Below are 22,861 nucleotides of genomic sequence, written 5' to 3'. Positions count from 1 at the left end.
TACAAGCGGGAAAAACAGATTTATACTTTATATGTAATGACTCAATGGTAATGCAAGCTCAAGGGTCATTCATAAATCCAATTCACAGGAGGATACTCTTTATGGTAACGTTTTTGCTGTGTATTGCAGCACTCATTGTCGGTTACTTGGTGTACGGAACGTTTGTAGAAAAAGTGTTTAGTCCGAATGAAGCCAATCGGACTCCGGCTATGGCTAATCCTGACGGGATAGACTATGTGCCGATTTCAAAGCCGAAAGCTTTTTTAATCCAGCTTTTGAATATTGCCGGTTTAGGGCCGATCTTCGGCGCAATTTCCGGCGCTTTGTGGGGGCCGAGCGTTTACCTTTGGATCGTTGCCGGTACGCTGCTTGCCGGAGGTGTACACGATTATCTTTCCGGTATGCTTTCGGTGCGGAACGATGGCGCCAGTATTACCGAAATCACCGGTAAATACTTAGGTCATACGATGCAGAACATCATGCGTGTATTCGGTTTGGTGTTGCTCGTTATGGTCGGTGTCGTATTTATGGTAGGACCGGCGGGGCTTCTTGCGCTGTTAACTCCGGAGTGGCTCAATGTAAAAGTATGGACAATTATCATTCTTGTATACTATTTCCTTGCGACCCTTCTTCCGGTTGATAAGGTTATTGCACGCCTTTATCCGATTTTCGGTATTTTCCTGATTTTAATGGCTGTCGGTGTTTCGGTTGCAACAATACTGAACAGCGGTACCCGTCCTATGATGGAGCTGACATTCGAAAACCTGTATCCAAGCGCGACTCAGCGCCCCATTTGGCCGTTGATGTTTATTACGGTAGCGTGCGGCGCTATTTCCGGTTTCCACGCAACGCAGTCCCCGATTGTTTCACGTACGTTAAAAAATGAGAAAGAAGGCCGTTGGGTTTTCTACGGCGCAATGGTTGCCGAAGGTATCATCGCAATGGTATGGGCGTCGGCAGCAATCGCTTTCTTTTGGAACAAAGACGGATCGGGTACCGGTCTTAAAGCCCTCCTCGAGATCGGCGGCGGAAATTCAAAGTCGGTATACACCATCTGTACCGGTCTTCTCGGAACAGTCGGTGGTGCAATCGCAATGGTCGGCGTTATCGCGTGTCCGATCACGTCGGGCGATACCGCGTTCCGCAGTGCTCGTATGATTATCTTCGACTGGTTTAAACTCGACGAAAAGAATCTGAAAACACGGCTTTCAATCGCGGTGCCGCTGCTGCTGGTCGGATACTGTATTTCGCTCATCAACTACAATGTTGTATGGCGCTATTTCTCGTGGTCGAACCAAACACTTGCGATGATTGTCTTATGGACGGGCGGCGCTTATCTTGCGACAAACTATCCTAACCGGAACCGCTGCTGGATCGCGGTTATTCCCGCAACCTTTATGTCGGCTGTTTCCGTTACCTATCTGATGTATGCACCGGAGTGTTTCAATCTGGTTCGGCTTGGTATGCAGGGAATTACGATTTCGTATGCGGTCGGTATTGTTGTTGCGGCGCTGTTCTTTGTCATCTTTATGACAAGAATTTACCTGCGGCCTCAACAGAGTCTTGAAAGTCAAAAGAAGATTATTATCGGACGCGTTCATAGTAAATAGACCTGTCCAATAACTGCGTTTCCGAACAGGTTTAATCAACAACCCCGACGCTTGCGTCGGGGTATTAAACTCTCCGCACGAATAAACAATTTTACTTAGAAGAAGCCGCCCATTGTTTTCGTGCGGCTTCTCTACAGGGCAGTAACCTTTCACACGCTTTTTTCCAGCGAGTACACGTCCGCTTTTACTTCCAATCCGTTCTAATTTGCCGCGAAGAATTAAACCGCTCTATCGCAAGATCGAACAAATGCATGATCAGTTCCCGGTACGGCATCCCCGACGCTTCGCACATCTTGGGAAACATCGAAATAGCGGTAAAGCCCGGAATAGTGTTTACTTCGTTCAAATAGATTTTCTTTGTTTTTTTATCTATAAAGAAGTCAACCCGTGATAAGCCGCTTAAATCCAGCGCTCGGTAGGCTTTGCCTGCAATGCTACGGATTTCTCGGCGCTGTTCGTCGTCGATATCGGCAGGAATTTTCAGCTGCGCGCCGTTAGGATCAGTATATTTTGCATCATAATCGTAAAATTCGTGAGAGGGGATAATTTCTCCCGGCGTATAGACCACGCATTCGTCATTGCCGGTTACGGAGCATTCGATTTCGCGCGCGGCAATACACGCTTCGATCAGTACTTTGCTATCCCAGAGAAAGGCTTCCTGCATCTTTTGCAACAGCTCGGTGCGATTTGCCGCTTTACCGGCGCCGACGGAACTGCCGACCCTACAAGGTTTTATAAACAGCGGGTATTCCAATTCTTTTTCCGCCTGAGTGATGAAACGTTCGTGTTCTTTCGGGTTATCCCATTGGAATTTTCTTACACAGAGAAACGGCACAATCGGTAACTGCTCATGCTGCCAGATTATCTTTGTTTTTTCTTTATCCATCGCTGCGCTGCTTGCAAGCACACCGCCGCCGACATACGGAAGGTCAGCCATTTCAAATAAACCTTGGATGGTGCCGTCTTCTCCGAAGCTGCCGTGCAGCACCGGGAAAACAACATCCGCTGTAATCGGTTTGCCATTTACGGATAAACCGGATGCAGTGCCTCCGCCCGGAATGACAGCAACCCGGGCGGTTTTATTGCGTTCTATTGTTAGTACCGCGTCCGTATCCTTGCGGATATGTTCCAAAAGGGACTCCGGCTGCAAATACCATTCGCCGTTTTTGGTAATGCCGATTAAATGTACGGTATGTTCGCTGCCGATAGCACGGACAACAAAAGAAGCGGAGACTAGCGATATCTCATGCTCACCCGATCTTCCGCCATAAATAATAGCTATATTCATAGTATACTCCGTATCGTATTCTTTATTGATTTTCCAGTCTTTTTAAAATTTCAACGGCGAGTGTATCTTCGGGATAAATATCAAGAACCGTTCTAAAAAAGGCTTTGGCTTCTTCCGTCTTTCCTTCTTTTAACGAAATAGTTCCTAAATTGGAAATAATCTTGATATTTTCGGGTTCTTGTTCAAGCGCACTCATCAACCAACGGCGGCTTTCGTCAAACCGGTCAAGCTCCATTAAACAGATGGCAAGCTCATTACAAATATCGCAATAGGCAATAGCCAGTTCTTTCGGAGTCTTTTTTCCAAGCTCCAGACAATGAAGGAATGCTTCCGAAGCATCCTTCCATCGTGCCTGTCGGCGCAGCGCCCAGCCGAGCAAGAACCACCCGTTCCATACCTTAGGGTGCAGTTCCAAAAATTCCCGTATTTTTTCAAGCGCTTTTTCTTCTTCGCCCATCTGGATAAAATCAAAAGCACCTTTGAAAAGCTCGTCGTCAAGTGCCTGAGTTTCTATCCACGCAATGAGTTTGGAAGCCTTTTGCTTACGGTGTGCCGTTAATTCATCTTGTGCCGTTTCAATATGTAAATATGTTTCAAATACGCTCTTTGCTTTGGGAAAGTTTTTTTGACGGATAAAGAAAAAACCGGCATTAAAGAAGGCTTCGGGTAGCGGCGGTTCAGCTGCGAGTGTTTCTTTATAGGCCTGAAATGCTTTATCGGTATAATATTCTGCATAATCCTCTGCTCCCGCTTGTTCGTAGAATCGAGAGCGTTCATCCATCAGTAATGCAACATTCAGTTTTGTTTGGATGTGTTCGGGGAATAGACCTTCAAGTGCAAACAGCAACTGTTCGGCTAAGTCAAAATCAGCATTTTTTATTTTTAAAATTGCAGCATTGGTCATTTCTTCAAGGATATTCGGACGTAATTCCTTAAAAATATCCCGATAGTATGCAATGTGCTGATTATCTCTTTCGTAGGCGAATACATTCAGCATACCGGCTAAAATCATCTCTTCGGAAATACTGTCCGCCGTAAAATTTTTCCCTTCGTCCGTTAGAAGAAGCGGGAGAGGTATGGATGAATCAAATCCGGGAATTTTTGCCGCTAACGTATATTCATCGGGTACTTTGATATAAACAAGCTGCTTATCGGAGTTTTCCATTTGTATGTCCTATTGCCTTACGGAAGTGTGCGCGTGTTAATAAACCTCACTAGGGGTAGATTTTACGCTGCTGATTAAAGTATTGAGTTAAGCGTATTTTATAAGCAAGCGGTACAGATGATGGGTTATATGCCATCGCAACGGCAATCAGATCTTTCCGTTTTTCTACCAGCTCTGCTCTGATAATCTTTCCGCGCAAGCCGACAATAACAGTGGGGTCATCGAAGTCGAACTTCAACACGCAGTCTTTATTGAGTAAAAACGGAGCAATCCCTGCCATAATAAACTTTGCGCCGGAAAACGAAATATCCCGCACGATACAACGGCGGGGAATATTTTCGATATAGACAATCGTTTCTTTTTTGCTGAGTGAGAGTTTGCGCATTGCTTCCGCATTCAGTTCAATACGTTCGTCACCGCGCTTGGTGGTATTCGCTTTTGCATCCACAAGAAGCCCCAGCTTTTCAATTAAGTCATCGGGAGCACGTTGTGTGTATTCAATATTAAGCAGGAGTAAATCGGGCGTCACCGTATATGGTGTGCAGCTTACCACTTTTCCGGAGACGAAAAAAGAGAGGTCGCTTTTTCCATTCGTTTGTGAAAATGAGAACCACAAAGAAATCGCTGTGGAGCCTGCACATATCTTTTCGTATATTCCGCAATGCTGCGGTACGATGACCTTTGCGCCTATCATCGAAGAAGAGTTAATGACACACGGCCAAGGTCCTCCTTCGGAGCCGACGCAGCGTATTGATGATTGCTGTGCATTAAGACTCATTGCTTGAATGACTTCTTTTGTAAAAGTTATTTCTGCTTTTTGGAAAAAATCGTAATACCTATTAAGCTGTTGACTTGTCAGGAAACCCATATTAATGATAATAAATTTATTTTATTAAAAGGTCAAGCGAAAATCGACAGAGTAAACGCATCAGACAGTTTAGTGTATTACCCCGCAAAATAAGCGGCTGTATCAGCAGAATTTCACCGCTGCGCGGTTCAAATGCTGCTCCAGCCGGTTATTTTGCGATATGTTTTTAGCTGTCTGATGCGTTTACCCGGCTGGTTCGGAGAAAAAAGCTCCCCGTAAGCCTTTGCAAAGAGACGGTGCAGATACAAGGCGCACGAAAAAATTAACCGCAGGCGTATCTTTGATACGTTGAGGATTAATTTTTTCGCAGCGACGCAGTAGATGCGCCGTATATTTGTAAAGGAAGTCTGATGCGTTTACCCGATTCTTTTTATATATAGTTCGCTGCGGTTAAAATCTTACGCGCTTTTTCAGCGTCTTCACCGGCAAGCAGGATGACTGGGCCGGTACAGCCCATGCCCGCTTCCGCATAGATGTTCTCTTTCCAGAGCGTCTTGCAGGCATTTTCTATGTCGATAACATCGATACCGTGGATTTCTTCCGTAACAACCTTTTTAGGCGGTACCGCGACTGTCTCCGCGCTTGCTTCTTTTGCGGCGCCGAACGAGTCGAGTATGGCTTGCAGCCCCGCTTTTTCAGCGGCTTGTATTTCGGCACGGCACAGCGCTTGCAAGTTTGCCTGCGCGCTGCGCGCAGAATACGCCAAGGCTGCGGCGATAACCGGAGCGCCCGATGCACGGGAAACAATCGCGACAACATCGGTCATATCCTTACCGGCGCAGGGACCGTAACCGGAACCGGAGGCTTCGTAACTGCCGCCCGTTAAGAAGGAGCTGAAAAGCTTCATCAACACATTGCCGGTTAAGGTATCGCAGACCATCACATCGGGGGTGCCCTGCAGCAAATCGTTTCCGCGCATGCGTACCCCGCCGTCGGCGCGGTGCGATTCGGTAAAGCGTATCGGATAGCCCGCTTTTTGCAGCTTTAACAGCGCTTTTTCAATCGTCGCAACGCCGTCAATGTTTAAAAGCCCGACCGTCGGGTTTTCAACGCCGTTTGCCTTTGCAACGGCAATTCCGGCAAAGGTGTTTAACAGCATTGCCTTATACCGATCGGCATCGGAAGCGCCGGTAGTGGACGCAATAAACATCTCTTTGCCGAAGCCGGGCGTTACTACCTTTCCGATTGTCGTAACGCCGAGCGGAAAAGTATAGTGCATTGTTACCGCGGCTTTTATTTCGCCCGTTTTAAACAATTCTTCCATTTTATGATGCGCGTCTTCCAGCGTCGGCGCTTCATACCAGCGGAACCCCTCGGTTTTCGGGCCGCCGATCAGCACAATATCCAATCCGGGATTGGCGTGCGCTGCCAGCTTTGCCGCGCGGATAAGCTCCGCTTCTCCGTGCTCGCTGCCGGGAATGGTTAAGCCGACCGGAAAGGCTTCCGCAAAGGCGCCGGTTTCCAGTCCCTTCGCCATCAGGCTAAAGGCATCGGCCAGTTGTTGTTTTGTACTGCTCATTTTGCTCCGCCCTCCGCTAAGATACGGGCAGCGACATCGCGCATAGCATCGGCTACAATCTTCTTAATTTCCGCTTCACCGGCGCCGCCCGCAGCACCGGAACTTCCTTTGCCGTTGTTCGCCTCAATTAAAAAGCTTAAACCGTCAAAGAGATTGGTCAACCGGCCGAGGAACAAGCTGCCTTTTCCGATAATCATCGCGCGGTGCAGCTTTCCTGCAAGCATATCCCGCCGCGCATGGCCGATAAAGGGAACGCCGGAGGGAATGTGTCCCTGCGTAGGTGCAAACCCTTCCACACCGTATTGCTTTACAAATTCCGCGATTTGGCTGCGTTCAAGCTGGCCTTTCATAACAGCAAGCGCGGCAATCATCTTTGTGTTTGCTTCCGGCACATTACCGGCGCCCGCAGGAGCGGTAATTTCGTGGTTCTGCAATTCTGCTGCGAACTTTTCGACATCGGTAATCTTCATCCCTGCGGCGTTGAGCGGATCGTAGATAAGCGCTGTCATAACCGCCTGCGGAGAAGAACCGGAAGAAATCGTATGTTTACCGATTACGTCGGTATTGATAACGGGGTTTATACCGTCGTCTTCCGTAATTAAAACGGCGAAACCGCCCACCATATCCTCAAGGAGCGGCATCTCTTTTTTAACATGATCTTTACCGTTCATACCGAGCTTAGGCACGGAACCGCCGGCGACAACCATCACGTTCTTAAAGATACCCGACCGCACGAGTGCCGCGGCATTTGCCAATGCGTGTACCGGCGCCGCACAGAAACCGCGAATATCGCAGCCGGTTGCATGAACGCATCCCGCTTTTTCGCCGACGGATTTTGCGATATTTCCGCCTCCGCGCTGGTTCACATCGCCCGCAGCTTCCTCGGAACACTCGATAATATAATCGATGTCCGCCGCATTGATGCCTTCAAGCTCTGCGAGGTGCCACGCGGTTAAAATACCGCTTCCCTTGGTAACAAGGTTTTCGAGCATCGTATGGGCGCTCAAGTTCGGGTCGGTGTCATGCGCTTGTTTGACACAGCCGACCAACACGTCATTGTCGTATAAACCTTCTGCCGTGTGCGATTGCACCAACTTTTCGATATCGGCCTTGGAATGAGCTTCTCCCAACGTAATCGCCTTATCCTTCATTAACGGATGATTTTGAATAATCGTTGCCGCTTCGGCAGTAAATTCTTCGGTTAAGTATACCAGTTCAAAGACGTCGGCATACTTCATCAAAATGTAGAGTTCTTTTTGCGTCGCAATTTCACCGAACGGCCCGAAGCGGTCGGCTTTTTCAGTGCACTTAAACCACGGTTCGGGGATACCGGGCAAATCTTCAGGTCTTTTGTTTCCGATATATACCTGATTGGGCGGATATTGCACAGCCTGCTCAAAGGTTCTTAAATGAGACGGAATTGCGGCAATGTAGGGATCAGCAGGATCTTTCGCAATCGCTGCGGTCTGAGTTGAACCGTTCCGTTTTAACAGATCGGGGCTGTATGCCAATGTGTAACTTGCCCCTTTAATTACTGCGTTTTTCATAATACATCCTTATTGATAAAAATCGAGGAAAGAACCGCTTATATCAAACGGTATCTTTCCATAGAGTGGTAGTATTAACCGAGCCATTTCTAAAAAGTAAGATCTTTAGATTACGCCGATACTTCCATAGCCTACACTTTGAAAATGCTCTTGTCAAGCAAGCACTTTTTAGAGGATGTGCAAAAAGCATGAGAAAATGATATACTGAAAATATGACGCTTATAGATTGTCCCGATGGGGCTGATTTTGAATTTGGTATTTTGATACAAAAGAAAAATATTTTTATTTTAGAAAACGGCCGGTTGCCGAACGGTAGCGAAGTATCTAAAGTTCTTAAAAAATATAATGATAGTGATATTCTCGGTTCTTACGGTGAACAGGCATACCGTACGTTTGCGGCAGCCTTATCGCCCGAAGCGGCGGAACCTGACGGGCTTAAACGGATACCGTATCGAAGCCTATTCATAACGGAACCTGCCGAGTATGCGGCGGTTGTTGCCCGTGCAGCACTTTTGCTCGATTGGCTGCATCATACAAAGTATTGTTCTTCTTGCGGCAGCCGTTTGCATTTAAGCGTAAGCGAAACAGCGCTGGAATGTCCGCAATGCCGCAGAATATGGTATCCGGTTCTTGCACCGTGTATTATTGTGCTTATCAGTAATGGTGAGCAAATCCTGCTGGCACGGCATGTACAGCATACCTCCGACATTTATACCTGCATTGCGGGCTTTATCGAAGCGGGCGAATCCGTAGAAGAAGCCGTTGCTCGCGAAATACGCGAAGAAGTGGGCTTAACCGTCAAAGATATCCGGTATCGCGGAAGCCAAGGCTGGCCGTATCCCAACCAGCTGATGCTTGCCTTCCGTGCCGAATACGTTTCGGGCGATATTACCGTACAAAAGGAAGAGCTATCGGAGGCCGCATGGTTTACACGCGATGCATTACCGCCGATACCGCTCCCCGGTTCCGCCGCGCATCGGCTTATCTGCGGCGACTGGTATTAAGGTTGTTCTGCTTGCGGCTCAAAACCTGTGCAAAATTTTAGGTAAAACTTTGCACGGGGGTTAAAATCAGCACATCGTCCTTTTCCTGTTAACTCTCTTTTTCAACTGTAAACCGGACATCGAACACCAGTTTTTCAGCCGGATTCCCTTTTCGATACAGTGTAAAGGATTGTAAGGGGCTTTCTGTGTCTACGAGTAAGTTGACCGTAGGCGTAGGCAGCTTGGGATTGCCTCCTTGTTTATTGCTTACAAAAACGTGTTCTTCACCGTTTATAGTTCCCTTTATATCGAAGGAAAGCTGAATAACGGAAGATTCGTCCGGAAGCATAATACTGTTCGGCTGCGGTTGAGGTTTTGCATTATCATTGCGCTTAACCGTTAATTTTGGCAGTGGCTTGGTATTACTGTAGGTAAAGATTGGCTTCTGAAGCTTATCTTTATCACGCGGCTGCATATCAATGGTACCCGTAATATCCGCGGAGTCGAATCCGACGCCTTTGATATTTTCTATCACTGCGGTTACCTTGTATCCTTTTGCCGGTACCTCAACACGTTCTACCGTCTTGTATTTTTCGCCGTATTTGATATATGCAGTGGCATTGTCATCCAAGAATCGTAATTGATACTTAATAATCTGCCCAGGGTTCTTTGCGGAAAATCCTTCTTTTACAATATACTTTTGAAACTGTTTAAGATCGGTAACCGCCTCGCTGCCCCCTCCGATAATATTGATTGTAATCGTTGTTCCCTTTTCCAATTTTTTGATAGCCAGATCGATGTCTGCTTCGGCATGGTTTGTTGTCGTAACTTTAAATATCGTGTCGAGATTGGCTTTAAGCTCGGACTTTTCCTGCTCTGATTCAATGGTAAGGTAGGCAATGCGTCCGTAAGAAACCGATGATACATACACTGGCATTGTATCTCCCACCTTCTCGCGCGGTATATTAATCATAAGCGGAGCTGCTTCTTGATTCACATCCACGGTGTAAAACGTTTCGACAAATTTGATAAGCCGCCGTTCCTTATGTTTTCCATCTTTAAATTTAAAGCCCGCTGCGATTTTGCTTTTAATCCCAGCTGCACCGAAACCCACTCCTATTTTAAGCTGAGCTTCGAGGCTTTTTTCGTTCGTAATTTCCAGTTCTTCATAGCTTAAATTGGCAGAGGCATGGTAGGTAATACTTTGACTGAGTATTTTATTACGCAGCTCTCTATATGAAGCTAAATTCGGGAAGATTTCGCCGGACGTAATACCTGCTTTTCCGTCTTTTCCTTCTTTATCTTTTACTCCCTGTAAATCGAAAGAAATGACCGCTTTTCGTTTATTGCCTTCAATGATTTCCTGATAGCTGTCTTTATCAAGACTATCGCCTCGCAGAACAGAGCCGGGATAAATTGAGTTCTGGGAAGGGTCAAGCAAAAGCGTATCGTCAAAAGCAGCCGAAACATCATACTCGACTTCTTTTTCGATGTACTTTACCACCATCCCTTGAGTATTGAGCTGCGGACCCGTTTCACTGAGCTGTTGTCCTTGGAAAATTAACTCACGCAATCGCTGCGGCGACCGTGCAAGGGTTTTAGGAATATCAAGTCCTTTATAGGTAAGTTCCTCTTGCTCATTACTTTGACCGTTGCCGGAATGGGCACCGGTTCCATTATTTGTATTTTCACCGTTTCCGTTATTCGGTTTATCGGGTTTGGACGGCCTTTGTACCGACTTGTCCGTTTTGATCTCTTTTACTAACGGTTTTGTCGGCTGCTGGCATCCCGTTATACCGAGCAGTACAAGACAGATCAACAGCGATCCCCATTTCATACGTGTTGTGGGCTTTGCCCGTTTTTGTTGTTGCATAAAAACCTCCTTGCGGTTGATGCTGTCTGTCTTATAAAGCACGCGCCTCAAAATGGCTTGAAATTTTGGGAAAAAAATAAAAATTTTTAAAAAAATGTGATACCGAGAGAATTTGCTAAAACTATGAATTATTTAGATGAGTTATGCCGGTTTTTCCAGCCATTTTCCTCCAAAAGTCGCATAAGGACTGTAGGAGGAGTGAAAATGAGCAAATCCCACAGCAGTCCAATGCTGTTCACCGCTCGAAACGACTACGCATTCAAAAAGCTTTTTGGTACCGAGGAAAACAAAGACATCATGATTGAATTCCTCTCTTTGGTTACCCTTTTGAGCACAGATGATTTTGACGATGTTCGTATCGAAAACAGTGAACAGATTCCCCGATTCTACAACGATAAAACCGGGCGGCTCGACATTAAAATCCGCTTACGCGACGGCCGTAAAATCGATGTAGAGATGCAGAATACCTATTTTGATTATTATCCTAAACGCAGTATCTTTTACTGTTCTAAACTGATCCATGAACATTTTATGAGCGGTTTCCAGTATGCGCAGTTGAAAAAGTGTATTGCAATCAATGTGCTGAATAGTCCGTTTAAGCTGAGCGAAAAGATACATTCAATCTATCAGATACGTGAAACGGAAGAACAAACACTTTTGGATGAGCTTTTGGAGATTCACTTTTTAGACTTAACAAAGCTGCAAAAAGATAATTTGACAAGCCTAGAAAAATGGCTTATGTTTATCAAAACAGACAGTAAGGAGGAGCGGTCTATGCTCGCACAAGGGAATCCTGTAATGGCGAAGGCAAATAAGGTGATGGACATCTTTTATCTGGATGAGCAAGAACGGAAGCGGTATGAGGCAGCATGGGAATATGAAAGCGACCGGCTCTCGATGATAAGCGAGTCTGAGCGTAAAGGCCTTGAGCGCGGAAGAGCTGAAGGTAAATCGCTCGGTCTTGCCGAAGGGGAAGCAAGAGGCCTTGAACGCGGCTCCCGTCAAAAAGCGCTTGAAACGGCACGGATACTAAAACAATTCGGTGACTCCATACAGAAGATCGTACAAGTTACCGGTCTAACCGTGCAGGAAGTAGAAGCACTTAACTAATGGATAAGGTGATAAAAGCGTCTTTCTTCCGCTTCGTCCCTTTCTATCTTCAAAATAGCTGCTTCCCGTTATGAGGTAAAACACTGGCAGAAAAAATTGTACCGGAAATTTGGCAGCGCTGAATGAACAGACCACTGGAAATGTTGAAAAAGTAACAAACTTTTGAAACATCCCCATTGGTCATGTTGCATCGGAGATGATTTAATAAATAGCGGCGGTTCCTTTTATCACGACGCCGGTTTTTCCGTTCAGCGTGATAATATCGCCTGTTTTTAATACGGCCGTTGCTTCGGCGGCTCCGACGATTGTAGGTTTCGACAGGTTCATTCCCATCAAGGCAGCGTGTCCGCTTAAATTTCCGTTTTCGGTAATGACGGCGCCTGCCCGCTCGATAAAGGAATTCATTAAATCGTTGGTTGCTTGGGTTACGATAATGTCTCCGTCCGCAAAGTCGGTCAGCAAGTCTTGCTCGGTGCGGATAACCTTTACTCGGCCGGTTACAACCGATTCAACGCCGGTGCCCTTACCCTTCAGCAGTATCTTTCCGACGGTTTCAACCTTCAACAAGTTTGTCGAACCGACCAGTCCGATCGGAACTCCGGCGGTCAGTACGGCAAGTTCGCCCTCTTGTACAAACCCATGCTCTTTTGCGACGTTAATGCACTGTTCGAACATCTCGTCCGTCGATTTAAAATAGGATGTTACAATCGGGTACACGCCCCAGTTAAGCGATAACCGGCGTGCAGTTGCTTCAAAGGGGGTTACCGCAACAATCGGCGCCTTGGGCTTGTATTTTGAAAGCGCCCGCGGCGTTTCTCCCGAAGAGGTCGCGGTAACGATAACCTGCGCATTCATTTCCAACGCCATAGAACAGGTTGCGTGTGCGATGGCATTCGTAATGGTCAAAGAATGCTCCCGTGCAACCGCCCCCATAATCTTGTCGTAGTTCAACGAGTTTTCGGTTGTAACGGCAATGCGGTGCATCATCTTAACGGTTTCTACCGGATATTTTCCCGCAGCCGTTTCTCCTGAAAGCATAATGGCGCTCGTTCCGTCAAAGATGGCGTTTGCAACATCGGTAACCTCCGCCCGCGTCGGGCGAGGATTATGCGTCATCGACTCAAGCATTTGGGTTGCCGTAATTGCCGGTTTACTTGCCCGCAACGTTTTACGGATAATCATCTTTTGCACAAGCGGAATTTCTTCCGGCGGAATTTCGATACCTAAATCGCCGCGAGCAACCATGATGCCGTCGGAAACTTCAATAATTTTGTCGATGGAGTCGACGCCTTCTTGGTTTTCGATTTTCGCAATAATATGGATATTGTTCCCATTCGCTTCCTCCAAGACCTTGCGGATGCTTAAGATATCCGCAGGACCGCGGGTAAACGAGGCTGCTACAAAATCAACCTCATTTTGAGCGCCGAACTTTAAGTCGGAAATATCCTGTTCGCTCAGGAAGGGGAGGTTGATTTTTGCTCCGGGAATATTGATGCCCTTATGATTCGATACGGGGCCGTCGCTCATGACGGTACAGATAATATCGGTGCCGTTATCGATCCGCTCGACCTTCAGTTCGATTAAGCCGTCATCTATAAGGATGCGATTATTAGGCTGTACTTCCTGCGCAAGGTTCTTATAGGTTACGCTGCATATTTTTTCATCGCCGACAACATCGCGTACGGTAAGCGTAAATTGCTGTCCCTTGCTCAGCTGTACGGAATTAACGCCGAAGTTTTTCAGCCGTATTTCCGGCCCCTTGGTGTCCAGCATAATCGCAATCGGCAAGTTGAGTTCCTGCCGAATCTTCTTGATACGGTCGATACGGATCTGGTGCTCTTCATGCGTACCGTGCGAAAAATTAAGGCGGCATACGTTGAGCCCTGCCTTAAATAATTCGCGCAGTATTTCTTCCGAGTCGGAAGCGGGACCGATAGTACAGACAATCTTTGTCTTTTTCATCTTTTCTCCTATCGAATAAAAGTATGTCTTTACGCTTTCTTCTTATCCTTCGAGATGGCATCCACTAGAATGGCAATTGCGCCGTCTCCGGTTACGTTACATGCAGTTCCGAAGCTGTCCTGCGCAATATAGAGCGCGATAATCAATGAACACATCGTGTCGTTAAAGCCGAGGATAGACTGCACAAAGCCGAGCGCTGCCATAACTGCGCCGCCGGGGATGCCGGGCGCGGCAACCATTGCGACACCCAAGATCGCGATAAACGGAAGCATAACGCCGGCGTTTGCCGTTTGTCCGTGCAGGATGAGGATAGCCATCGAACAACTGGTAAGGGTAATGGTGCTTCCGGCAAGGTGAATGGTTGCACAAAGCGGGATAACAAAGTCTGCAATTTTTTCCTGAATACCGATTTTCTTTGCGGAAGCAAGCGTTACGGGTATGGTTGCTGCGGATGACTGAGTACCCAATGCGGTAACATACGCCGGCAGCATTGTCTTAATCGACGTAAAGGGATTCCGTTTTGCAATGGCACAGGCAATGATGTACTGAATAAGTATCATGATGACGTGCAGTGCAATAACGATTGCAAATACTTTAACGAATATTCTGAGGATCAGTCCTACCTGTCCGGCATGGGTCATGTTGGTAAATACACCTAAAATATGGATCGGCAACAGGGGGATGATGATAACTTCGATTACTTTCGTAACGATATTCTGGAATTCGCGAGTTGCATTTTTTAAGGTTTCCGAGCGGGTTACCGCGATACCGATACCGAGTACAAAGCTTAAAATTAAAGCGGTCATAACACCCATCAGCGGCGGCATATCGATACCGAATAAACCGGGCAACAGCGCGTCTTCGGGGTTCGCATGAGAGAAGATATCCGCATGAGACGTTAAAAAGAGCGGGAAGAACACCGAGTCGGTTACAAAGGCTAAGGTACCGGCAAGCAGCGTTGAACCGTAGGCAATACCGGCAGTGATGGCAAGCAGCTTTCCTGCATCGGATCCCAGATCCGCGATACCCGGAATAACAAATCCGAGAATGATCAGCGGGATGATAAAGCTGAGAAAGTTGCCGAATACTCCGTTAAAGGTTGCTAAAATCTGAACAGGCAACGGCAAATGGATGGAGCGCGTCAAGTTACCGATTAAAATACCGGCAACGATTGCAATAATAAGACGCGGCAATAGACCTAATTTTTTTGTACTCACAATTAACTCCTTTTAGAAAGTATCCGGGCATCTCCAAAAGCTGACCGGTTTTTTAGAGATGCCCATCTATCTTTTTATAGTGTAACTGACTTTCCGGCGGTTGTCCAGTTTGTTTTAATATTCCGAAACCGAGTGCGCCTCTTTTACAATCTTCTTCAATAGTATATACTGCCCCATCCGATGAAAATTCAATAAGAGGTACACTATGGAACTCACGTATAAAGCCAAAACAGCATGGGAGAATCTCACCGAAAGTGAACTTGCCGAAATGCAAACACTTTCTCAACACTACATTTCGTTTTTAAACATTGGAAAGACCGAACGCGAATGTGCCGCTCATATCATACGGCAGGCAAAAGAAGCCGGTTTTAAACCGCTTGAAGAAGTGATAAAGAGCGGAAAAGCGCCGGCGGGTACAAAGGTATATCTCAACAATAAGGATAAGTCCGTTGTGATGATGGTGCTCGGCGAGGATATCATGCAGGGAATGAATATCGTCGGTGCTCATATCGACAGCCCGCGCCTCGACGTCAAGCAGATGCCGCTCTATGAAGATTCAAACCTCGTGTTTTTAAAGACCCATTATTACGGCGGTATTAAAAAGTATCAGTGGACTGCAATTCCGCTCGCTATTCACGGGGTCATTTTTACAAAAGAGGGCAAGAAGGTTGAAATATGCATCGGTGAAGATGAAAACGATCCGGTGCTCTTTATCAATGACCTGCTCATCCACCTTTCAAAAAAGCAGCTGCAGGAAACCTTAGCGGAAGGCATTACCGCCGAACAGCTTAACGTGCTGGTCGGAAATATGAAACCGGCAACGCCGGATGAATCGGATGATAAGAAAAAAGACAAATCTAAAGAGGATAAAAAAGGAGATAAAGCATCTCCGGTTAAAGAAAATATCTTAAAAATCTTGAATCAAAAATACGGCATTACGGAAGAAGATTTCCGCGTTGCGGAGCTTGAAATTGTCCCCGCAGGAAAGGCGCGGAATGTCGGGCTTGATAACTCGATGATTGCAGGGCACGGCCATGATGACCGCGTATGCGCATATACCACACTGAAAGCGATGCTCGAAGTTTCGGGTACTCCTGCAAAGACCGCCGTCGCCCTCTTTGCCGATAAAGAAGAGATCGGTTCGGTCGGTAATACCGGCATGACAGCGCTCTACTTTGAAAACATGGTCGCGGAGATTGCCGCCCTGCAAAAAGCTCCCTGCGATTTAGGTGTGCGCCGCGCATTTGCCAATTCCTGTATGCTGTCTGCCGATGTATCCGCCGGTTATGACCCCGCGTTTACGTCCGTATTTGAAAAGCTCAATTCGGCGTTTATCGGCAACGGTATCTGCATCAACAAATACACCGGCTCCGGCGGCAAGGGCGGCTCAAATGACGCAAACGCCGAATATCTCCAAAAGATCAGGCATTTATTCGATACCAACAATGTTGTCTGGCAGACGGCGGAACTCGGTATGACCGACGCCGGCGGGGGAGGCACGATAGCCTACATCCTCGCAAAGTACGGAACGGAAGTCGTAGACTGCGGAGTGCCGGTATTGTCGATGCATGCCCCCATCGAATTGATCAGCAAAGCCGACCTTTTAATGGCCTACCGTGCCTACAAGGCGTTTTTAAAAGCACATTAAAGCTAAGCGGAACCTCTAAAAGCTGTAGTTTTTAGAGGTTCCCGGTTAATCGATTTCGATACGAGAGAATATCAATGAATACAGCATACCCTGAATTACAGCATGCATTTGAAAAGATGATTCTATCGGCGTCGGGCTGGCGCAAAGTGTTTGCTCAATCCGGAAGCGAAAACGACGGAGCGCCGGAAATTTCCGCCGCCGACCGCGATATTGTTTTCTTTGCCGCTCAATCATTTGCGGAATTCTTACAAGCGGAGTTTCCGGCAATCCGCACGGTAATTATCGCCCGCGACAGCCGCCCCACCGGAGCAGCGCTTTTAAAAGAGGCGGTAACTGCGTTTGCAGCGGCTTCCGCGGCAACAGCTACTACAGTCGCCTCCGCGATAACAAGTTCAGATGTGTCCGTGGTAACAGCCGCTGGGAATAGTTCCGCAGTAACAGGTTCGGCGGCTTTAGCGGTACAATCGGTTGGGATAGCCGCGGCGCCGGAGATTATGGCGTATGCACGTTCCGCGGGGGCGGCTTTTATGTATATTTCCGCAAGCCATAACCCTATCGGGCATAACGGCTTTAAGTTCGGGTTGGATACCGGGGGCGTACTGGACGGAACTCAATCCGCGCGGCTGATAGCTTTATTCACACAAAAATGCGCCGCGGTCCGCCAAGATACCGCAGCTGCCCTGCGCAAACAGGCCGCCCCGGCACCGGTGCAGGCAGTATTTGAGGCAGAAGCGGCGCACAAACAAGCGGCGCTTACCGCCTATCAAAACTTCTTACAGGAAGTGATTGCCGATTCAAAAGACAGCGCGGAACAAGCGCGGTTCTTTGACGGCATCCGCGCTCAATGCACCGAGCTTGCAGCAGCAGGGAAGCCCTTTACGCTGGTTGCAGATTTTAACGGCAGTGCCCGCGCCGCTTCGGTAGACCGAGCTTTCTTTGAAAAGCTCGGTATGCAGCTTGTCGGCATTGCGGAACAGGCCGGAAATATCGTCCACGGTATTATTCCCGAAGGGGGAAACCTTGCAACCTGTGCAGCCAAGATCGAAGAATTGCACCGGAGCAATCCCGCACAGGCAGAGAACACATTGTTCGGCTATATGCCCGACTGCGACGGAGACCGCGGAAATATCATCTACTGGGATGAGGGACAGCAAAAAGCGCTGATTCTTGAAGCGCAGGAAGTCTTCGCGCTTTCGGTTATCGCGGAACTGAGTTATCTGCACTACAGCGGTAACATCAGCGCGCCGCTCGCGGTTACCGTCAACGGGCCGACATCGCTCCGCATTAACGAAATCGCAAAAGCCTTGGATGCGGAAGTGTTTTATGCGGAGGTAGGCGAAGCCAATGTAGTAAATCGAGCGGAAGATGCGCGCCGGTACGGTTATAAAGTGCGGATACTCGGCGAAGGTTCCAACGGGGGGAATATTACGTACCCTGCCGCCGTGCGTGATCCGCTGAATACGCTCTTTGCAATCAGCAAGCTCCTGCTCATAAAGGATATGCCTGACCGCTCCTGCCCGTTCCGTATCTGGTGCGAGCGGTCGGGGCAAACGGCAAAATACCGGAAAGACTTTACCTTTGCGGATATTATTGCAACACTCCCCTGCTATTGGACTACCCCGACGCAGGAAGCCCGGGCGCTGATGCATATTCACACAACCGACCATACCGCACTGAAATCGGCGTATCAGAAGATTTTTATGCAGGAATGGGCGGATAAAAAACAGCTGCTGAAAGACCGGTTCGGTATAGCAGCCTGTAAAGTATTTGCGTATAATGGGACGGTTTGTACAGAAAACCTCAGGGATTTTGGGGTTTCCGCAAAGGGCGGCCTCAAGGTGCAGTTCTATAATGCAAGCCATACGCCGATTGCCTTTATCTGGATGCGCGGTTCCGGTACCGAACCGGTATTCCGCATTATGGCGGACATCAAAGGCTATGATCAGGCAGTGGAAGAATATCTGGTTCAGTGGCAGGGCGATATGGTACGCAAAGCCGATGCGGCGGTATCGGCAAAAAATTAAGGGAAGGTTAAGGGAAGGTTTATTTTCAGCGGTACAGATAGGTACCGCTGAAAAACACTGCGAGTTTGCTTACGCAAACGTCGCTTATTAAACATGTGCGCTTTTCGCGCACGAATTCGTCTGCCTCCAAAATTGATATTTTGTTCGGCTGTCGAATTTATGGGAAGGATAACAGAATGGGAATTCGAGGAGAATTATTTACCACTCAAATTCCGGTAGAGAACCGGACATATTTTTTTAATGTGAAAGAAAATCGGCTGGGCGATGTTTTCTTGCAGATTGTTGAAAGCAAAAACACCGACGGCGCCGGTTTTGACCGTCATGCAATTGTCGTATTTCAGGATGAAATGCAAACCTTTTTGCAGGGGCTTAACGAAAGCCTTGAATTTATCGAAAAGAAGCGGAAAGAACAGCTCAAAGCAAAACGGGAGAAAAAACAGCGGACTATTTCCGCAGAGACTGCTGACATAGAAAAAAAGAAAATCATCAATAAACGCAGCCCAAACACAAAACCGAAATCCGCGCGAAAGGTGCGCATTGTCAAGAAAGACGATGCAGAATAGGAAAGTTCTAAAAATCTCAGTTTTTAGCAAAAATCTTTCGGTGTTCTTTCCTGTTATTTCACAAGCGGTATGTTTAACAGAAAAGGGTAGGGAAGCCCTAAAAACTATAGCTTGCATTTAGCCTAGACTTGGTGTATATTTTTATCGTTTGCTTATCAGCCTTATGCGGAATGGAGCCTGTTTCGGCGGCACAGAAAGCAGCGGCGGTCATTTAATATAGTGCGGCATACTACCTGTTGAAAAGACATGGCTGTTGTGTTAACGGGTGAGGTGTGCTCTCATTGTCTTTCAGAGGTTGTAATAATGATACTGAAGAAATGTATTGCTTGCGGTATGCGCTGTATGTCGATTTGTATCGCTGTTGTTATCTTTCTCCTTTCTGCGCAGTCAAAGCTGCCTATTCCGGAGACTGTTTCTTTTCCCGGATTGGATAAGTTCTTACATGCATGTGCTTTCGAGAGCTTCGCTTTTACGCTTTCTTATTGGTTTTCTACCGATAAGTGGCTTGGGAAACCGCTCAAATACTGTACGATTGTCTGCTGTATTGTTGCTTGCTATGGTATTTCCGACGAAATACACCAAATCTTTGTTCCCGGGCGTGATGCTTCTCTTTACGACTGGTTTGCCGACTGTACCGGTGCGGTTTTAGCGGTATTTGTACGTCTGGGGATAGTAAAATTCTGCGCAAAGACTTGATTTTTAGGAAAAAAAAGAGCGTGAATGAATACCGCAATTATAGAAAAGCTTACTGCCTTTTTTGACGCTAAGCCCGAAATTATCCTTGCAATGCTGTACGGTTCATGCGCTCGCGGAACTGAAACTGATAAAAGTGATGTAGATATTGCTGTTGCGATGCCTGGAGCTTTGCATCTCGATGATCGGTTATCGTTACAGTTGGAGCTTTCCTTGCTTTTGCAGCGAGAGGTTGATCTGGTCGATATACGGAAGATAGCGGGATTGCTGCATTATAAGGTGTTTACCGAAGGGGTATGTGTAAAAAAGAAGCAAGGTGAAGCAAGCACTTTGCTGCATAGGCATACTATGACTGCTCTTTATTGGTATGAAGATTATTATCCCATCTATAAGCGCGGGCAAACGTATATTCTTGAGCATGCTTTTAAACGAAATCTTGTCGGTAATGTACAATGAGTATTGATAAATGAGAGGTGTGTAAAATGAAATATAAGATTGGGTTAATCGGCTGCGGTCGAATAAGTTTTAAGCATATTGAGGCCTTCGCTGCGATGCAGGATAAGGTTGATTTAGTGGCTGTGTGCGATCCTTTATTGGAACGTGCGGAAGAAAAGAAAGCCGAATACGGTAAAACAGTACCGAATGCTTCAGTGCAAGTTTTTGCCGACTATAAAGAAATGCTTTCGGTTTGTAAGCCCGATATAGTAACGATTGCAACCGAGTCCGGCAAGCATAAAGATATTGCCGTGTATTGTTTGCAGCATGGTGCCCATGTCATCTGCGAAAAACCGATGGCGCTTTCCACCGCCGATGCACAAGCTATGATCGACACTGCAAAGCAGTACGGTAAAACATTGGCAGTCTGCTTTCAAAACCGCTTTAATGCACCGGTGGTACGGGCACGCGAAGCGTATCAAAAAGGGCGTTTCGGTAAGATGCTGCACGGTATGATTCAGGTGCGGTGGAATCGGAATAAGAGCTACTACGATCAGGCAAAGTGGCGAGGTACATGGGAACAAGACGGCGGTACCTTGATGAATCAGTGTACGCACGGGATTGACCTTTTGCAGTGGATGATGGGCGAAGACGCCGTCCGCGTGCAGGCTCAGACCCGGCGATTTATTCGCCCGATCGATGCCGAAGACTTCGGCTGTGCTATCGTAGAATTTGCCTCCAGAGCTGTCGGTATAATAGAAGGAACTGCCGATGTGTATCCGAAAAATCTGAACGAGACGCTAAGTTTATTCGGTACGGACGGTTCGGTTGTTATCGGCGGGCTTGCTGTTAATAAGATGGAAACTTGGCGTTTTGCGGATGCCGACCAAGTCGGCGATACGGAAGAAAAAGTATTGAATCCTAATGAAAAAGACCCGCCGACGGTATACGGCTTTGGACATACGGCTTTGTTTAAAAATGTCGTCGATGCGATCGAGCATAATCGGGAGCCGCTTGTTTCGGGTGAAAAAGGGAAAAAAGCGTTAGAGATTATTTTGGCTATTTATAAATCCCAAAAAACCGGACTGCCGGTAACGTTGCCGTGTGATTTTTCAACAATGGAAATGAAGGGTATTTTTAAATAGGACAAGAAGATAAAAGCTAAGAGGAGAACGATAATGAAAGTACCTTTTTATACGGCAACACGCGAATATAAAAATTGGAAAAACGAATTCGATACGGCTTTGTCATCCGTGCTTGAAACGGGCGACTTTATATTGGGAAAAGCTGTGGCAGATTTAGAGGCAGGAATAAAGCAATACACCAGCGCAAAATACGCAGTTGGTGTAGCGAACGGCAGCGATGCACTGGTGATTGCCTCCGATATTCTCGGCTTTAAAGACGGAGCAGAGGTGGTAACGCCCGCTTTTACGTTTTTTGCATCAACTTCCTGCATTGCCCGCTTAGGCGGTAAACCTGTTTTTTGCGATATTGACGAAGATACCTTCTGTATGGATATGAAAGATGCCGAGAATCGTATAACAAACAAAACGGTTGGAATATTGCCGGTACATTTGTTCTTGCAAACGGCGGATATGACCGCCTGTATGGCGCTTGCAAAAAAACATAATCTTCGCGTTTTGGAGGATGCTGCGGAAGCGTTCGGTATGCAGGATATGTATAACGGCGCGTTGCATCAGTCCGGGACTATCGGCGATATGGGAATTTATTCATTTTTCCCGACTAAAACGCTCGGTGGTTACGGCGATGGCGGTATGATCGTTACGAACACCGAAGAATATTACCTAAAAGCTAAGAGCTTGCGTGTTCATGGGGCAACAAAAAAATATCATCATGATTACATCGGCTATAACTCCCGGCTTGACAGCTTGCAGGCTGCCGTTTTGAACGTTAAGCTAAAGCATATTGATAATGCGATTGCAAAACGGGCTGAACACGCCGCTCAGTATCGGGCTTTGTTAAAAGATATAGGACAGGTAAAACTTCCTGTCGTAAAAACGAAAGGGAAAGAAGTATACTACGTGTTTAATATCCTTGCCGAAAAACGAGACGAGCTGCAGGCATATCTTACCGAAAAGGGAATAGGTACGACGGTGTATTATCCTAAATGCTTGCATGAACAGGAGTGCTTTAAGTACCTCGGTTACAAAAAAGGCGATTTCCCTGTTGCAGAAAAACTCTGCGCTTCCGTTCTCGCTTTGCCGATGTATCCTGAACTGACTCAAGACGAAATTACATACACCTGTGATGCAATAAAGGAATTTTATAAACGGTAGAACGGTTCTTTAAAAGAAGATTCGATACTGCATGATGAAGTTTTAAAGATGTATCTATA

18 protein-coding genes are annotated in these 22,861 nt (G+C 46.9%); 10 read left to right on the top strand and 8 right to left on the bottom strand.

Features of this window, described 5'->3' with window-relative positions:
* Positions 1–101 precede the first annotated feature (101 nt).
* Entirely contained in the window at positions 102–1,610 is a 1,509-nt protein-coding gene (locus QI63_RS03110; protein WP_044013802.1) for a carbon starvation CstA family protein, read from the top strand.
* A 184-nt stretch (positions 1,611–1,794) separates the two neighbouring features.
* On the opposite strand, the gene QI63_RS03105 is transcribed toward QI63_RS03110, so the two are convergent.
* From QI63_RS03105 to grdC, 5 genes are all read right to left on the bottom strand, one after another.
* Entirely contained in the window at positions 1,795–2,898 is a 1,104-nt protein-coding gene (locus QI63_RS03105) for a D-alanine--D-alanine ligase family protein (RefSeq protein ID WP_044013801.1), read from the bottom strand.
* A 22-nt stretch (positions 2,899–2,920) separates the two neighbouring features.
* A complete protein-coding gene (locus QI63_RS03100; protein ID WP_044013798.1) occupies positions 2,921–4,063 on the bottom strand; it encodes a tetratricopeptide repeat protein in 1,143 nt (380 codons plus the stop codon).
* A 49-nt stretch (positions 4,064–4,112) separates the two neighbouring features.
* Positions 4,113–4,931, bottom strand: a complete 819-nt coding sequence (locus QI63_RS03095) for a PilZ domain-containing protein (RefSeq protein ID WP_044013796.1) — start codon at positions 4,929–4,931, stop codon at positions 4,113–4,115.
* A gap of 370 nt (positions 4,932–5,301) precedes the next feature.
* The gene (grdD, locus tag QI63_RS03090; RefSeq protein ID WP_044013794.1) at positions 5,302–6,450 is read right to left on the bottom strand and encodes a glycine/sarcosine/betaine reductase complex component C subunit alpha; all 1,149 of its coding nucleotides are present in this window, start codon (positions 6,448–6,450) and stop codon (positions 5,302–5,304) included.
* On the bottom strand, positions 6,447–7,997 hold the full coding sequence (gene grdC, locus QI63_RS03085; protein ID WP_044013791.1) for a glycine/sarcosine/betaine reductase complex component C subunit beta: 1,551 nt from the start codon (positions 7,995–7,997) through the stop codon (positions 6,447–6,449). Before grdC ends, grdD begins: the two co-directional genes overlap by 4 nt.
* A 212-nt stretch (positions 7,998–8,209) precedes the next feature.
* Here grdC and nudC point away from each other — a divergent pair, with 212 nt between their 5' ends.
* On the top strand, positions 8,210–9,001 hold the full coding sequence (gene nudC / locus QI63_RS03080; protein ID WP_052185463.1) for an NAD(+) diphosphatase: 792 nt from the start codon (positions 8,210–8,212) through the stop codon (positions 8,999–9,001).
* Between the two features lie 88 nt (positions 9,002–9,089).
* On the opposite strand, the gene QI63_RS03075 is transcribed toward nudC, so the two are convergent.
* Complete coding sequence (locus QI63_RS03075; RefSeq protein ID WP_044013789.1) at positions 9,090–10,853, bottom strand: thiol-activated cytolysin family protein; 1,764 nt, start codon at positions 10,851–10,853, stop codon at positions 9,090–9,092.
* A 204-nt stretch (positions 10,854–11,057) separates the two neighbouring features.
* Here QI63_RS03075 and QI63_RS03070 point away from each other — a divergent pair, with 204 nt between their 5' ends.
* Positions 11,058–11,963 carry an Rpn family recombination-promoting nuclease/putative transposase gene (locus QI63_RS03070; protein WP_044013787.1) on the top strand — a complete coding sequence of 302 codons (906 nt, stop codon included), beginning with the start codon at positions 11,058–11,060 and terminating at the stop codon, positions 11,961–11,963.
* 201 nt (positions 11,964–12,164) lie between these two features.
* Here the strand turns inward: QI63_RS03070 and pyk are convergent, their stop codons facing one another.
* Together pyk and QI63_RS03060 are read right to left on the bottom strand one after the other, a co-directional pair.
* A complete protein-coding gene (gene pyk / locus QI63_RS03065; protein WP_044013785.1) occupies positions 12,165–13,925 on the bottom strand; it encodes a pyruvate kinase in 1,761 nt (586 codons plus the stop codon).
* 29 nt (positions 13,926–13,954) lie between these two features.
* Positions 13,955–15,142 carry a dicarboxylate/amino acid:cation symporter gene (locus QI63_RS03060; protein ID WP_044013782.1) on the bottom strand — a complete coding sequence of 396 codons (1,188 nt, stop codon included), beginning with the start codon at positions 15,140–15,142 and terminating at the stop codon, positions 13,955–13,957.
* A gap of 205 nt (positions 15,143–15,347) precedes the next feature.
* On the opposite strand from QI63_RS03060, the gene QI63_RS03055 reads away from it, so the two are divergent.
* The 7 genes from QI63_RS03055 to QI63_RS03025 all read left to right on the top strand — a co-directional run bounded on the left by QI63_RS03055 (position 15,348) and on the right by QI63_RS03025 (position 22,802).
* Complete coding sequence (locus QI63_RS03055; protein ID WP_044013780.1) at positions 15,348–16,790, top strand: aminopeptidase; 1,443 nt, start codon at positions 15,348–15,350, stop codon at positions 16,788–16,790.
* Positions 16,791–16,864: 74 nt separating this feature from the next.
* The gene (locus QI63_RS03050) at positions 16,865–18,814 is read left to right on the top strand and encodes a phosphoglucomutase (RefSeq protein ID WP_044013779.1); all 1,950 of its coding nucleotides are present in this window, start codon (positions 16,865–16,867) and stop codon (positions 18,812–18,814) included.
* A 176-nt stretch (positions 18,815–18,990) separates the two neighbouring features.
* Positions 18,991–19,377 carry a PUR family DNA/RNA-binding protein gene (locus QI63_RS03045; protein ID WP_044013776.1) on the top strand — a complete coding sequence of 129 codons (387 nt, stop codon included), beginning with the start codon at positions 18,991–18,993 and terminating at the stop codon, positions 19,375–19,377.
* Between the two features lie 303 nt (positions 19,378–19,680).
* Positions 19,681–20,073 carry a VanZ family protein gene (locus QI63_RS03040; protein WP_044013773.1) on the top strand — a complete coding sequence of 131 codons (393 nt, stop codon included), beginning with the start codon at positions 19,681–19,683 and terminating at the stop codon, positions 20,071–20,073.
* A 24-nt stretch (positions 20,074–20,097) separates the two neighbouring features.
* The gene (locus QI63_RS12380; protein WP_052185462.1) at positions 20,098–20,526 is read left to right on the top strand and encodes a type VII toxin-antitoxin system MntA family adenylyltransferase antitoxin; all 429 of its coding nucleotides are present in this window, start codon (positions 20,098–20,100) and stop codon (positions 20,524–20,526) included.
* Positions 20,527–20,552: 26 nt separating this feature from the next.
* Positions 20,553–21,650 carry a Gfo/Idh/MocA family protein gene (locus QI63_RS03030; RefSeq protein ID WP_044013771.1) on the top strand — a complete coding sequence of 366 codons (1,098 nt, stop codon included), beginning with the start codon at positions 20,553–20,555 and terminating at the stop codon, positions 21,648–21,650.
* Positions 21,651–21,683: 33 nt separating this feature from the next.
* Entirely contained in the window at positions 21,684–22,802 is a 1,119-nt protein-coding gene (locus QI63_RS03025; RefSeq protein WP_044013768.1) for a DegT/DnrJ/EryC1/StrS family aminotransferase, read from the top strand.
* The last annotated feature ends 59 nt before the right edge of the window (positions 22,803–22,861 follow it).

Origin of the sequence: Treponema sp. OMZ 838, assembly GCF_000775995.1 — a bacterium.
Lineage (GTDB): Bacteria > Spirochaetota > Spirochaetia > Treponematales > Treponemataceae > Treponema.
This window is presented reverse-complemented; position numbering and strand designations above follow the sequence as displayed.

Bases quoted from the DNA above. Each gene is read 5' to 3' on its own strand.
- QI63_RS03100 (WP_044013798.1), bottom strand. From the start codon at position 4,063: ATGGAAAACTCCGATAAGCAGCTTGTTTATATCAAAGTACCCGATGAA.
- QI63_RS03025 (WP_044013768.1), top strand. From the start codon at position 21,684: ATGAAAGTACCTTTTTATACGGCAACACGCGAATATAAAAATTGGAAA.
- QI63_RS03040 (WP_044013773.1), top strand. From the start codon at position 19,681: ATGATACTGAAGAAATGTATTGCTTGCGGTATGCGCTGTATGTCGATT.
- QI63_RS03105 (WP_044013801.1), bottom strand. From the start codon at position 2,898: ATGAATATAGCTATTATTTATGGCGGAAGATCGGGTGAGCATGAGATA.
- grdD (WP_044013794.1), bottom strand. From the start codon at position 6,450: ATGAGCAGTACAAAACAACAACTGGCCGATGCCTTTAGCCTGATGGCG.
- grdC (WP_044013791.1), bottom strand. From the start codon at position 7,997: ATGAAAAACGCAGTAATTAAAGGGGCAAGTTACACATTGGCATACAGC.
- QI63_RS03050 (WP_044013779.1), top strand. From the start codon at position 16,865: ATGAATACAGCATACCCTGAATTACAGCATGCATTTGAAAAGATGATT.
- QI63_RS03110 (WP_044013802.1), top strand. From the start codon at position 102: ATGGTAACGTTTTTGCTGTGTATTGCAGCACTCATTGTCGGTTACTTG.
- QI63_RS03045 (WP_044013776.1), top strand. From the start codon at position 18,991: ATGGGAATTCGAGGAGAATTATTTACCACTCAAATTCCGGTAGAGAAC.
- nudC (WP_052185463.1), top strand. From the start codon at position 8,210: ATGACGCTTATAGATTGTCCCGATGGGGCTGATTTTGAATTTGGTATT.
- QI63_RS03030 (WP_044013771.1), top strand. From the start codon at position 20,553: ATGAAATATAAGATTGGGTTAATCGGCTGCGGTCGAATAAGTTTTAAG.
- pyk (WP_044013785.1), bottom strand. From the start codon at position 13,925: ATGAAAAAGACAAAGATTGTCTGTACTATCGGTCCCGCTTCCGACTCG.
- QI63_RS03095 (WP_044013796.1), bottom strand. From the start codon at position 4,931: ATGGGTTTCCTGACAAGTCAACAGCTTAATAGGTATTACGATTTTTTC.
- QI63_RS03055 (WP_044013780.1), top strand. From the start codon at position 15,348: ATGGAACTCACGTATAAAGCCAAAACAGCATGGGAGAATCTCACCGAA.
- QI63_RS12380 (WP_052185462.1), top strand. From the start codon at position 20,098: ATGAATACCGCAATTATAGAAAAGCTTACTGCCTTTTTTGACGCTAAG.
- QI63_RS03070 (WP_044013787.1), top strand. From the start codon at position 11,058: ATGAGCAAATCCCACAGCAGTCCAATGCTGTTCACCGCTCGAAACGAC.
- QI63_RS03075 (WP_044013789.1), bottom strand. From the start codon at position 10,853: ATGCAACAACAAAAACGGGCAAAGCCCACAACACGTATGAAATGGGGA.